Annotated in this window: 9 protein-coding genes; 3 read left to right on the forward strand and 6 right to left on the reverse strand. The window is 35.3% G+C overall.

Annotated features, from left to right (window positions below; genetic code table 11):
- The first annotated feature begins 126 nt into the window (after positions 1-126).
- Both MMARC5_RS03215 and MMARC5_RS03220 read left to right on the forward strand, forming a co-directional pair.
- Entirely contained in the window at positions 127-1,191 is a 1,065-nt protein-coding gene (locus MMARC5_RS03215) for a hypothetical protein (protein ID WP_011868402.1), read from the forward strand.
- Between the two features lie 221 nt (positions 1,192-1,412).
- On the forward strand, positions 1,413-1,835 hold the full coding sequence (locus tag MMARC5_RS03220) for an EVE domain-containing protein (protein WP_011868403.1): 423 nt from the start codon (positions 1,413-1,415) through the stop codon (positions 1,833-1,835).
- Between the two features lie 4 nt (positions 1,836-1,839).
- On the opposite strand, the gene MMARC5_RS03225 is transcribed toward MMARC5_RS03220, so the two are convergent.
- The 5 genes from MMARC5_RS03225 to MMARC5_RS03245 all read right to left on the reverse strand — a co-directional run bounded on the left by MMARC5_RS03225 (position 1,840) and on the right by MMARC5_RS03245 (position 9,668).
- Positions 1,840-2,049, reverse strand: coding sequence for a hypothetical protein (locus tag MMARC5_RS03225; RefSeq protein WP_011868404.1), 210 nt, complete (start codon positions 2,047-2,049; stop codon positions 1,840-1,842).
- A 225-nt stretch (positions 2,050-2,274) separates the two neighbouring features.
- The gene (locus tag MMARC5_RS03230) at positions 2,275-5,304 is read right to left on the reverse strand and encodes a type I restriction endonuclease subunit R (RefSeq protein ID WP_011868405.1); all 3,030 of its coding nucleotides are present in this window, start codon (positions 5,302-5,304) and stop codon (positions 2,275-2,277) included.
- 25 nt (positions 5,305-5,329) lie between these two features.
- Complete coding sequence (locus MMARC5_RS03235; RefSeq protein WP_011868406.1) at positions 5,330-6,673, reverse strand: restriction endonuclease subunit S; 1,344 nt, start codon at positions 6,671-6,673, stop codon at positions 5,330-5,332.
- A 1-nt stretch (position 6,674) separates the two neighbouring features.
- Positions 6,675-8,438: a type I restriction-modification system subunit M gene (locus MMARC5_RS03240; RefSeq protein ID WP_011868407.1), complete on the reverse strand. Its 1,764-nt coding sequence runs from the start codon at positions 8,436-8,438 to the stop codon at positions 6,675-6,677.
- Positions 8,439-9,152: 714 nt separating this feature from the next.
- Positions 9,153-9,668 (reverse strand): hypothetical protein, encoded by a 516-nt coding sequence (locus MMARC5_RS03245; RefSeq protein WP_011868408.1) that lies wholly within the window; start codon positions 9,666-9,668, stop codon positions 9,153-9,155.
- Between the two features lie 1,397 nt (positions 9,669-11,065).
- On the opposite strand from MMARC5_RS03245, the gene MMARC5_RS03250 reads away from it, so the two are divergent.
- Complete coding sequence (locus MMARC5_RS03250) at positions 11,066-13,093, forward strand: ATP-binding protein (protein WP_048058447.1); 2,028 nt, start codon at positions 11,066-11,068, stop codon at positions 13,091-13,093.
- Here the strand turns inward: MMARC5_RS03250 and MMARC5_RS03255 are convergent.
- A complete protein-coding gene (locus tag MMARC5_RS03255; RefSeq protein ID WP_011868410.1) occupies positions 13,088-13,390 on the reverse strand; it encodes a hypothetical protein in 303 nt (100 codons plus the stop codon). The genes MMARC5_RS03250 and MMARC5_RS03255 overlap by 6 nt on opposite strands.
- Between the last annotated feature and the right edge of the window lie 19 nt (positions 13,391-13,409).

Here is a 13,409-nt window from a genome sequence, read left to right on the forward strand (position 1 = left end):
GGCAGATAACAGCAATAATAAATATTGTCGATAGGATAGTAATGTAAGTCATAAAATAATAACCATATATTTTCTGAAAATGCAACCAATAAATTGAATTTACGCAAAATGGGGAACGGGGTATATATGTATAGCATTAAAGATAATCAAGCAACGAAAATTGAAAGGGTTACTTTTTCGGACTTAAAAATGACTGAAAACGATATTGAAGAGATTTTAAGATGTAACATCAACATGTTGTGTGATGAAGAAGAATCACTACTTATTGTTGGAAGACAAGTTAAAAACGAGAAAAACGGTCGAAGTGATCTTACTGCAGTAGACAACAACGGAAACATTGTTTTAATTGAAATTAAGCGAGATAAAAAAGACATTGAAAACCGTAAAGAAGCGTTTGAGTTTCAGGCAATTCGATATGCTGCAAGCTATGCTAAAATTGAAAGTCCAGATGAGTTAGTTAAACTTGTTTACGCACCGTATATTGAAAAGTACAAGGGTGAATTTGAAATCGGTGAACTCACATCATATGAATTAGGTATTCGTAAACTTAACAAATTTTTGGAAGCAAACGATGTTATTAATTTTAACGAAAAGCAGAGAATAATTCTTGCAGCAGGCGAATACGACGAACAGACACTTTCTGCAGTAGCTTGGTTGAATAAAAATAGTGTTGATATGGGTTGTTATAAATTAACACCGTATCCAATTAACGGTGAAACAATTATAAAAGCTGAAAAAGTACTGCCGCTTGCAAAATACACGGATTATTATGTTAATTTAATGGATAATACCACCCGTTATGTTTCGAAACGCGAAAAAGCAATTACGAGAAGAGTTTTACCCAAAATAGAAGACATGCTTTTATGGGGTGCTGTTAAAGCTGGTGACATAATAAAAGCAAAAGATTATGGGGCTGAAGCGGTCCTCTTAAAAAATGGAAATGTATTGGCCGCCCCTACCAAAATTTTAAAAATTGAACGTTTATCAGCAGATGATAAGAGCATACCAATGCAAAACGGTGTCGCTACTGAAATGTCAATGCAAACGTGGCTTAAGGATGTTTACGGATGGTCAAGTATCCAGACATACAATTTCGCAGTCCATAAAGAAAGTGGTAAAACATTATCGCAGATCCGTGAAGAGTATATGGAAAAACTAGCGAAAGAAACAGACGATACCGTCGATCAATAATCATTTACGTTGTGTAGCGGTTTACTTTTGGGCAATATACAAACGCTGCTATCCTCTTTTTTACAATTTTTAATTTTACCTGTATTTTGAATGTGTTCGACCTACGTTTTCGCCCACAATGCTGCATTTTTACAGATTAATTCGAAAGTTCTAAAAATGATATTAACAGAAAATTATAGTAATTGCTTAAAAATCGGGTGGTTATTCTGACAAATTACTTCATGTGTATCACAAACGAAGAAAACTGGAACGTTGTAAAGGACAAAAAAGTCTGGGGCGTTTCTGAAATGTACAAAAACACGATCGCTAAGGTTGAAAAGGGCGACATGCTGTTAATTTACGAAATGGGCAAAAACGGCAAAGAGCCAAAACCACAATATGTTCGTGGACTTTACGAAGTTACCTCAGAAGTTAAAACAGATAATAAACGAATATTTGGGATACACCCAAATAGACCAAATGAAACATACCCTTTAAGGCTTAAATTAAAAGAAATCGAAGTGTTTGAGTCGCCAATTTTATTTAAACCGCTCGTAAACAGCCTCGAATTTATAAAAAACAAAAAACAGTGGTCAGGTTCACTTAGACGTGCAATGGTTCCTTTAAACGAATCCGACTTTAACACCATTTTAAATAGTAAATAATAGGTTAATAGTCGTAAACTGGTTCTTTTCGAGGTATGAAAACGACACCACCATGAATTTTAAACAATTCATCCCATTTCTTCTTGTCTGCAAGTCGTCGATCAAGTTCATCGAGATAATCCAATAATTTCAGGATTGTTTCGTAATCATTATTTTCGTAAGCCCTTTCTAGTTTTTTAGCCCAGTAATTGTCTAGTGCTTCTTCGTAATTCATATTTTATGCCTCGTTTTTCATTTTTGACTATAATTACATCCGTATTGCCAATATTATATATACTTTAATTAATCGATACGTGTAGATCAACAAATATCTGTTTGTAAATGCTAAAAAAGGATAATTTATGTGCAATTAACAATTATCAAAAAAGTAAAGAGTGAATGTAGTTGTTAGGCGTTAGTAGATACGCCCATCTGAAACAAATGCTGCAACGTGCTAATGTTACCGGTTTCTGTAATTTCGGTATACTTGTCGTGCCATTTCTTGCTGTATTGTGTTGTAAAAAGTTCTGTTTTCAAAGATCTTTTTAAAAGAATTCGATTGTTCTAAGAAGCAGCTGCGAGTGGCTTTATCGAAGAGTTCTGGGAAGAAACTATCGTTAAATATCTCAAACGAATCTTTCGTGTACTGTTCAAGTTTTTCACTGTCGTTTAGTAGTTTTCCGTAGATTGTTTTAACCATGACCTTGTCACCATCGCTAAACTCGCCTTCGTAAACTTCATTGATCTTTGAGATTATTGCATCTAGCAATTCATCGTTACCAGTTACTCCGATTACATTATCAATTGTTTTAGGATTTGTAAGCATTGCGCAGTCGTCCTTAGTTTCAAGACTGATATCGCCTTCGAAAGTTTTGCTGAGCTTGTAGTATTCGAGTTTGATTTTATCCTCGAGGTCGATCTTTTCAGCTGAGTTTTTAGGCAGCATTTTTTCGAGATATTGCAAGAAGCGATATTCCTTCTGTAAATCCTTATCGAACATTCTTTCAATTTGTGTGATGTACGAATACCATTTTATAAAGTTTCTGACCGCTTTTTTAAACTTGAACTGATCTTCTTCGCTAATTTCGGAATACACCCTAATTATCGGCAGGAACATACTCGTGATTTTACCGTGAGCAGTATTTGACTGCGCACCTGATTTATAGTAAATCTTGGTACTTTTCTCAACATCGTCATCATTGTATATTCTGAAATTTCTAAGAAGCGCTTTTGTATCATAAATTAAATTAACATTGATTTCTTCGTCAAGGGCGGTTTCTTTGTAGTATGGTGCAAATGAAAGTAATATGTCTTCTGAATTGTTCACAAAGTCGAGTATAAATGTATCGTTTTTATAAGGGGCGGTTCTGTTAAGTCTTGAAAGTGTTTGAACAGCTTTAACACCATTAAGCTTCTTGTCAACAAACATCGTGTGTAATAAAGGTTCATCAAAGCCTGTCTGATACTTTTCAGCAACTATCAGCATGTTAAATTCGTCCCCGTGAAATACCTGTGGGAGCTGCTTTTCACTTATTTTATTACCTGATTTTGTTACATTCATTCCACTTTCAGTATATTCTTCGTCTCCGTCTTTTACGGTTCCAGAAAATGCTATAAGAACATCAAGATCGTTGTATCCTTTATTTTTAATGTATTTCTTAAATTCTTTGTAATATCTAACTGCGTGAAGTCTTGATGGTGTTATAATCATTGCTTTTGCTTGACCATTGATTTTTTTGGAAGTGATTTCACGGAAGTACTCAACCATAACTGATGTTTTTTGCTGTAAGTTATATGGGTGCAGTGATTCGTAACGCCTGATAGCCCTTTTTGCTTCACTTTCTGGTAATTCAGGATTATCAGGTATGTTTTTAGCGATTTTAAAGCATGTTTTATAAGTCATGTAATTTTTAAGCACATCAAGAATGAATCCTTCTTCGATTGCCTGTTTCATCGAATATATGTGGAATGGGTGGAATGAACCATCAGTGCATCGATTTCCAAACATTTCTAATGTTTTTTGTTTTGGTGTTGCAGTAAATGCGAAAAATGATAAATTTTGGTGTCGCCCGTGTGTACTTAACTCACTTACCAGCTTATCTTCGAAATCTTCAGAAGCTTCTTCAGCTTCACCCTCAATTTTAGCATATTCTTCAAGTGCATCTTTGTTATCTGCAAGTGCAATCTTTAATTTCTGTGCACTCGTTCCAGTCTGACTGGAATGCGCTTCGTCAACAATTACAGCGAATCGTTTACCCTTATTGTTTTCTACATCTTCATAGATTACAGGGAATTTTTGAAGTGTTGTAACGATAATCTTTTTACCATCGTTAATTGCGTTTTTCAAATCTTGAGATGTTTTTTTATCCCCTATTGTTTCAACGAGGCCGTAAGTGTGGTCGAAACCAGATATTGTATCTTGAAGCTGACTGTCAAGCACTTTCCTATCGGTTACAACGATAACTGAATTGAATATGCTGTTATTATCCTCATCGTGAAGACTTGCAAGTCTGTAAGCAATCCATGCGATACTGTTACTTTTGCCTGATCCTGCTGAATGCTGAATCAAGTAATTACATCCAGATCCGTGCTGTTTTACGTTGTTTACAAGCTTTGTTACAACATCGAGCTGGTGATAACGAGGAAATATTAACTTTTGACTGATTTTTGTAGTTTCACGTCCGTTTTTAACTACTTTTTTCTTTTCAACGTTTATATGGAGGAATCTGTGTATGATGTTCATCAGTGAATCTTTCGTCAATACCTGCTCCCAGAGGTATGATGTAGCATATCCGTCTTTGTTTTCAGGATTACCTGCACCACCGACCTGTCCAGCTCCGCCAGAACCCTGGTTAAATGGTAAAAACATAGTGTTTGGTCCGGCTAATTTTGTAGTCATTGCTACTTCATGCAAATCAACAGCAAAATATGCTAAAAATCGTTTGTTAAACTGGAAGCATGGCTCTCGAGGGTTTCTATCGTACATGAACTGTTTTTTACCGTTTTCGATAGATTGACCAGTAATCTGGTTTTTAAGCTCTAGCGCAACTATCGGAATACCATTAAGCGATAAAACCATATCAATTGTATTTTTGTTTTCCGTTGAGTATGCAAACTGTCGTGTAACTGTTAATATGTTATTTTCGTATTTTTTCACGAGTTCATGGTTTAAATTTGATTCGGGTTTAAAGTAGCATAGCTTTAACTTAACACCCCTATCAGCAATGCCCTTTCTAAGTGAATACAGTAGTCCTTGCGCATTGACAGAATCATTGAATCGCTTGAATAGATTGTTTTCTGCTTCATCCCCATAAATGCGTACATACCGATCCCATTCCTTTTCTTGTGTTGTTTTGATGAATTCAACAAGTTTTGATAAATCTATTCCACGTTCCGCACTGTAGCTAGACTTATCGCCTTTGATATACCCACCATTAGTTAGCATTGACTCTTCAATGTCCTGTTCAAATCGCTTTTCTGTGTATTCCAAGTTTTAACGCCCCCGCTCGTTATCGTTATTTAACTTCCTTCTTACCAGTAACTACTTCGTAAATTAGTGATTTCTTGTATGCTTTGAGTTCTGTGATTAATTGTTGTTTTTTGGTGATTAATTGATCTATGGTTTGACATGTTTCTTCAATAAATTTACCAATAGCGATTTGTTCGTTATGCGGCGGCACAAGAACCGGTAATTTTTTAAGCAATTCCTGGCTTAACGAAGCTCTTGTTACTAAATTCATTTCTTTAACGAAGAATCGCCTATGCATATCACTTCTAAAATAATATTTTGAATATAATGGATTCAATAATTTCGAATCAAACGGTCTGAACCTAATTAAAAATCCTGCAAAAACTGCATCATTCATGGTATGCATACATGTAGCGGTGAATCCAATTTCATCAATGGTTTCAGAAGTTCGCGTAAAGAAAACATCGCCGTATTCAACGGAATAATTCGATTTATCAAATTCATTCGATTCTACCAATCCTTCAACGGATTTTGGAAGTTCATAGTTTTTATAAACGTCTCCGTAACTAACAAAAGGATAACCCGAACCGAAATAACTTGAACTTTTACTAATCCCATTTTGCAACGTTCCCAGATACCGAATTTTTATAATATCCCAGTGTTCAGGAATATCGCCGATCCATTCAATACCGCTATCTTTCATCGTTACAGTTGGATCGAGTCCTTTAGTCACGGTTTCCGTTATAATTGACTGTTTGTAACTTTTGTATTCATCAATTGACGATTTGGTTTTCTCGATAATGCTGTCGATTTGGCCAACTTTATCATCGAGGTACTGTGCAATTTCTTGTTGCTCATCAACGGGCGGTAAAATGAGTGAAATTGATTTTAAAATTTTCTGAGTAATGCTATATACCTTAATTCCGACTACGCGTTTTTGTATTTGACTTTTTATATCTGGCGATTTTAACAAATAACCCAAATACGTCGAGTTTACATTAATGAGGGGCCTGCCCAAAATCGTGTGTGAACCTGCAAATATTGGTTTATTATTGCTTTCACGGATAAATAAACAATTACCACTACCTTCAATATCTTCTGACGTGTCACAGAATATAAAATCGCCTTCAGAAGCTATTGCAGATGGATTAGTGTCGATAAACTCCACTGGAACTTTTGGTAAGTTATCCCTTGACGATACAATATCAAATGTGTATTTTGAGTGGATATCGCCATAATTTACACAATCAACTCCGTTTTCGACGAGTTCTGCTTTCGTGATACTTAACCCCGTATTTAGGCCCAATATATATTTCAACTTCTTTACGCCCCAATCCGCAGGAATATCGCCGATCCACTCGATACCACTATCTTTCATCGCACGAGCCATGTTATTCACCGTCTTTACCAAAGAGCGATTTTAAACTGCCTGTCAATTCAGCTTCAATTACACAGATCCTTTCAGCAACCATATCAGACTTTTCAGGTGCAACGTACTTGTAAAAGTGTCTTGTAAATGGTATCTCGTAGCCTATCGTTGTTTTTTTATCATCAATCCACGCTTCAGGGTTGTACGGTAAAACTTCACGCTTAAAATACTCTTCGATATCTTCGGTTAACGGTACGTTCTCAGTATCCCGCTTTGACGTATCGGGCGCAGGTTTACCTTTTTTAATTACGATTTTACCTTTTTCGTCCTTCAATGGTGATTCGACAGTAATCTTGTAGTAACCAAAATCTTCGTTATTAAATACTTTAGATTCAACGGACTTTTCGCCGTAATCGTAGTATTTATCGCTAAATTCACCGTATGCTTTGACAATTGCTTCTCTACAATCAGTAGATAAGTCTACTCGCTTGTTACCAATTGATTTTCGTCTTTTTACATACATGTTGGATGCATCGATTAATTGAACTTTACCTGCTCTTTCATCCGATTTATTTTTTGAAATTAACCAAACATATGTTGTAATTCCCGTGTTGTAGAACAGATCGTTAGGTAACTGAACAATTGCATCTAACCAGTCGTTTTCAATAATGTATTTCCGAATTTCGGATGGGCCGGAACCTGCATCGCCTGTAAAAAGCGGAGATCCGTTATGGATAATTGCAAGTCTCCCTGTGTCCTTAAGCTTGCTGATACCATTTAGGGTAAATAACATCTGACCGTCTGATATTTTTGGTAAACCGACACCGAATCTACCTTTTTCAGCGAGTTTATTTTCTTTGTCGACTGCTTTTTTCTGCGCTTTCCAATCAACACCAAATGGCGGATTTGAAATACAGTAATCAAATGTGTAGCCTTTAAACTGGTCGTTAATAAGGGTATCGCCAAAACGCATATTGTCGGCTTTTCCACCACGAATTATCATGTCGGCTTTTGCAATTGCAAATGTTTCAGGATTAAATTCCTGGCCGAATACACTGACTTCGATTTTGTTGTCTAATTGCTGTATTCGCTCAGTAAGACAAGTAAGCATCTGTGATGTACCCATGGCCATGTCGTAACATGTTTTTGGACTTCCATCGAATTCATCTTCAGTTACAAGTAAATCGGTCATTAAATAGATAATATCTCGCGCAGTAAAGTGAGCTCCAGCTTCTTCGTTGTATGACTCAGAAAACTTTCGTATAAGCTCTTCGAAAATATAGCCCATATCGGCAGTTGAAATCGCATCAGGTCCCATGTATGAACTTGGCTTGTTAAATTCCTGTATCACGTAAAACAACTTATCTTCTTCGGGTGTACTACCAACGAGGTCTGAAATGATATGTTCGAACTTGAAATGCTTTATGATATCTTGAATATTGTCTGAAAATCCCGCAATAAACTTCCTGAAATTTGCTTCGATATGATCAGGATCGTTTAGCAATGTCTCAAAAGTGAACGGACTAGTGTTGTAAAATGGGTAACCTGCAGCTGATTCGAGGAAACCTTCCTTAACTTCAAAATCCTTGATTTCTTCGCACGTTTTTAACACTGCATCTTTAGTCGGTAAAAGCGTATCATTTAGCCTTTTTAACACCGTCATTGGTAAGATTACTTTCCCGTATTCATGTGGTTTAAAAGTTCCACGAATAATGTCAGCAATGTTCCAGATCATGTTTGCTTTTTCCTGGACATTGATGTTGGTCTGATGATACAATGCACTCATTAAATTCCCCTCGTATTTTCGTAAAGTAATTTATGTTTAGTTTTTCTCGCAATTGTCTGTTTATCGGACATTTAATTTCATTACCAACATCTGTATTCGGTTGTGGTAAATCAGGTACTTGTAAATTAAAATTAATCATCGTTAAATATGGTAAAAGAACTGTAATGCTGATTAAACATGCAGTTTAACTTACTGCTTTGCCTGTCCGCGTATTCTGGGATTATAATGTTGTTTTTATAATTCATACTTATTGAAAGACTTATAAACATAACTTATTACGCTATATTCACCCAACATTAAAAACATTGCGATTTTAACTGCACAATAAAGATGATGCAAGGTTATTGAATTGATCGGACAATAAAAATAGGCAGTGTTGATAATCAAAAAGACTTTTGAAACACCCAAATTTGGTAGTGCTCAACATGCCTATTCATACGTATTTGCCTGCAATGGTGAATATCTCGACAAATTGGATGTTACCGTTTAGTAAATTAAAAAAAGCATTTCGTTTAAATTCAAATTTTTGTAAATGCTTATAAAGAATTGTGTAAATTATTGGGTTTATTAAACAGGCGTATTAACCGGTAAGCCACCACGAAGTTCATTTTTATCATTAAATGTATATTTCGCAACAGCAGACGGCCTCGTTACTTTCGCCAAAATGTAAAAAAGTATGGTTGTTGTAATTGATCTTCAAATAACTTCCGTATCTTAAAAGCTGAGATCATCAAAAATTTCATCAAACATGGACCTTTCAAGTCCCATTGTTTTCATTATATTGTCAAGGCTTTCAAAAGTCATGATATTATTATCTGAAAGTGCAATCGACTTAACTTTAGACTTTATGTTGTATTTCGCAACATTTAACAGTCCATTTTCCCAGCGTTCATGATACAATTGAATCAACTCTGAATTCAACATTCCGATCATCGCAAATCCTTTAACGGGCGTGTATTTTTCTTTCATGTATCCAATAATTGGCTGAACTGCCGTTTCAACTGCTTGCTGTTCTTTCGAAAGATCTTTGTTTTCGTCACTAATATTTTTAACAACTTCTGTTGATTTTGCCCATATCTCCTGACCGTAAATCTCTTTCATTGTATCTGTCGATATCTTTCCATTTCGTATGTCCTCAGCGATTAGTTTACTGACTTCATTCACTGCCGCTATTGAAGTGTACTGGCTGCCGATAGCAGCACTGTCTTCATAGCCGATAGATCTTATCACGCTGACATTATAAGGATTATTTATGTCGATTCCGAAGTTCCACCCAACGGGTAATTTCTAGTGGGTATTGAGTATACGTAATTAGTAATAGCTTTGTTTGACGCTTTAATATAATATTCTCGATCTTTAATGTAGGTCATGATTTACCTGCCGTAACAAATTGCTAATGCGTGTTTAATCTAAATTTGATTTCCAAATGTAAAACGATTAAAATATTATCGTCAATTTGCAATTCATACGACAATTGTTACTACTACAGGATATATAACAATTACTGAATCTGTAAAGTATTCATGAGTAAATTTTAAAAGTCCCTTCGTAATCAAAGCAATAATTATAATTTTTTTATGGCTCTAGCGCATTTTATCACCCCATTTATAATTCAAATAATTGTTTAAGTACAATATCAACCCCGAAAGGGGGATGTCTATGTGGCTCTTGTCGAATGAATGTCTATGTTCTGATTTAATCCGTTAAACTCCAAAAAACCCTTTAGGGAATGTCTCGCTATTAATGTCGACCCTGAAAGGGGATGTCTTTGTCGACTGATTTTATCGAAAAAAGTATGCTAGTTAATTTATATGGTATATGCGCACTGGCAAATCTGAAGGATTTGCATAAGGACTATTAATTTAAATATACGCGGCAATAGTGCCGTAATTAATTAAATATCCAATTCGTAGCAGATGAAATTGTTTAACTGAAACATAGACAGTCATAACAACAATTTAACATAGACATTAAGCCCTTTAGGCTTTAACGACAATTTAACATAGACACTAAGCCCTTTAGGGGCTTTGACAACAATGTAACATAGACATTTCCTGAAGGAACAGGGTGGTGCATCGTTAGCGCATTTAACATGCAATTAAAAAAATATTCTGATTACAATGCGCACTGGCAAATCTGGAAGATTTGCATAATATACTCTTTAAAAAAATGTTATTTTTATGCACTGGCCGATACAAAATTTACTGACAGTAGTTATTGTTGCAGTCACCCACAAGTATATATACTATAACGTAACATAGTATAAACATATATTGATATTCTAATATAATAATATAATTAATAATATATCCAGTACGAATGAAGTAACAGTATTATGTACTCTGTTTTTATTAACACGCACTTAGCGTAGATTTTTAAGTACTAGTTATTATTTTTACAATTTGTTACACCCCAGTTACAGAAATAAAGTAACGGGCGCATATGGTTTAAATCACTATTGACGCTCAATACGTGCTTATTTTACTTTCGTTGATATTTTTTTAGTAGGTCTTCTCATTTTTTGAAATATCGCATAATCTTAAGTTGCATTTATATACTATCGAAATTACTGGTATTTTGCGGTAAAAAGTATGAAATAAAACACGAAATCGATGAAGAGGCATAAAATGGTCAACGAAAAACAAGCACTGACAGAAACCCTGAAAGATCAGATAGTACAGTCATTACTAGACTATCGTGAAAGTCAAAACGATAGTTCTTCAAATCTTAAAGAAGTTTTCCGACACTTTGTTACAAACCATTTAATCATTCCGATGACGTCTAAGGATATTACGGACATATTTGGGGGACTTGATGCTAAATCTAACAGTATCAAAGCATACATTACGAATTTTACAAATGATGGACTCATTTATAAGGATGATTCAGGGTATTTACACAAATCACAAACCGATATGGCGGACATTGTAGTTTATTTACAAAATAACTACACTGAGCAGTTGAAAAGTGGTAAAAGTATAATTGTCGACTTTCAGCAAGATTTTAAATCGGACGAGTTTTTATTGGCGCTTTTAAAAAACAATCCGGAGCAGCTTTTCAAAATGTTTAACGAAGCACTGGTTAAATCGCAAAATTCACTGCAAAAACAGACATTTAATAATATTATTGGTATCGAAAACGTGCCTGATGAATACAAGTGTAATATTGAAGATATAAATTCAGCTTTGCTCTCCAAAATTGTTGAATTCGAGGGTATTGTATCAATAGCGTCTACAAGAAAAACAGTGCTCAAAAAAGCAGTTTATTCATGCAATTGCGGCAATAAAGACGAAAAAGTATTTAACAACGTGATTACAAGCAGCCCTGATAAAATATGTAAATGCGGAAAGAAAATGGAACTTAATGGCTCAAAGTCGTTATACATTGATATTCAGGAATTCAAGTTGCAGCAACCTGTAGAAACAATGAATAATCCGAAAGAACCGCCAAAATACATGTCAGTGTTTTTCGAAAACTCGCCAGGCATTTACAGCGGCAAATTAAATATTGTCGGAATACCATTTAAGAAAAAGCAGAAAAACGGACCATTGTATGATATACACGTTTATGCCAAATCCGTAGTGCCTGTAGAAGACATTATCGATAATAGGTTGGACGAAAGCAAAATAAAAGATATAAAACGGATTTCAGATTATTGTATCGATAATAATATTGATTTACTCGATAAACTGTCCGAATTAGTTGTTCCGACCATTCAGGGTTACGAAAAAGTAAAAAAAGCAATATTGCTGCAACAAATGAAGGGCGCATACGGATTAACCCGTAATGATTTACACATACTACTTGTTGCAGATCCTGGAGTCGGTAAATCAGAAATACTACGTACAATTTCAAAATTACCTAAAAATTTATACGGATCAATTACTGGAACATCTGGTGTTGGATTGACTGCATCTGTTGAGCAGGAAAAAACAACCGTTGGTGATAGCGGCTGGGTAACTAAACCTGGATTATTGGTCACCAAAAACGGAGGAACTGCGTCACTTGATGAGTTAACTGTAGATAAAGACTTATCGTCCCATTTATTGGAAGCGATGGAGTCTCAAGAAATACACATCGCAAAAGCAGGGATTAATATAAGCTTGCCTGCAAAAATCGCGATTCTTGCAGCATGTAATCCTAAAAACGGGCGTTGGGATAAGTCCAAAGGACTAATTGATCAGATCGAATTAACTGAACCTATTTTAGACCGGTTTGATTTAATATTTGATATGAACACGGGCCAAAACAGCGAATTAGATGCTGAAATCGCTCGAAAAACAATTCGAAATTATAATAACGGATCTGAAGCTATTGACACTATCGTCGAAACTACCGTAACTATCGGGGAAGACGTAATTAACCGTGAATTTTTACTTGACTTTATAGAATATGCAAGAACGCTGCAAGTAAAGATTCCAGAAAATATCAATGAGATTATGGTTAATTATTATGTCGCCCATAAGAAGAAAGACAATAGCAGTTCCGTTAGATTGCTCGAAACACTCATTCGGCTTTCAACAGCATTTGCAAAAGCCAGGCTTGCCACTGAAATTAGTGATCAAGATTTTAAAAACGCCTGTGAACTATTTGAATCATCCATAAAAGTTCGAGAAGTTAACGCACCTGTAAAAACCGTTGCTTCGGCCTCATAACGAAGTGTTATGTTCAAATGGCAATTTACCCCCTTCTTGAACATACCTTTCAATCAGGTAATTTGTTACACGGATCCAGTCAACTCTTTGGCCGAATTCGCCCAAAATGGAAGATCGCAGTGAACCAAGTTCAGACATTTCAAATATTGTGCATTCGCTATTAATAAGCAGCATGAGTTCATAGTGGGAAGTGCACTGTGTAATTTTTTCCGACCATTCTCCGGAAATGTAACCTTTATTATTTAATGTATCGATTACAAGTTCTGTTAATTTGTAGTTTACTATAATATCATCCATATTAACACCATTATTACTT

The organism is Methanococcus maripaludis C5 (assembly GCF_000016125.1).
Lineage (GTDB): Archaea > AGJL01 > Methanococci > Methanococcales > Methanococcaceae > Methanococcus > Methanococcus maripaludis_D.

Coding starts and splice junctions, on each gene's coding strand:
- MMARC5_RS03215 (WP_011868402.1), top strand. CDS start 127: ATGTATAGCATTAAAGATAATCAAGCAACGAAAATTGAAAGGGTTACT.
- MMARC5_RS03220 (WP_011868403.1), top strand. CDS start 1,413: ATGTGTATCACAAACGAAGAAAACTGGAACGTTGTAAAGGACAAAAAA.
- MMARC5_RS03225 (WP_011868404.1), bottom strand. CDS start 2,049: ATGAATTACGAAGAAGCACTAGACAATTACTGGGCTAAAAAACTAGAA.
- MMARC5_RS03235 (WP_011868406.1), bottom strand. CDS start 6,673: ATGGCTCGTGCGATGAAAGATAGTGGTATCGAGTGGATCGGCGATATT.
- MMARC5_RS03240 (WP_011868407.1), bottom strand. CDS start 8,438: ATGAGTGCATTGTATCATCAGACCAACATCAATGTCCAGGAAAAAGCA.
- MMARC5_RS03250 (WP_048058447.1), top strand. CDS start 11,066: ATGGTCAACGAAAAACAAGCACTGACAGAAACCCTGAAAGATCAGATA.
- MMARC5_RS03255 (WP_011868410.1), bottom strand. CDS start 13,390: ATGGATGATATTATAGTAAACTACAAATTAACAGAACTTGTAATCGAT.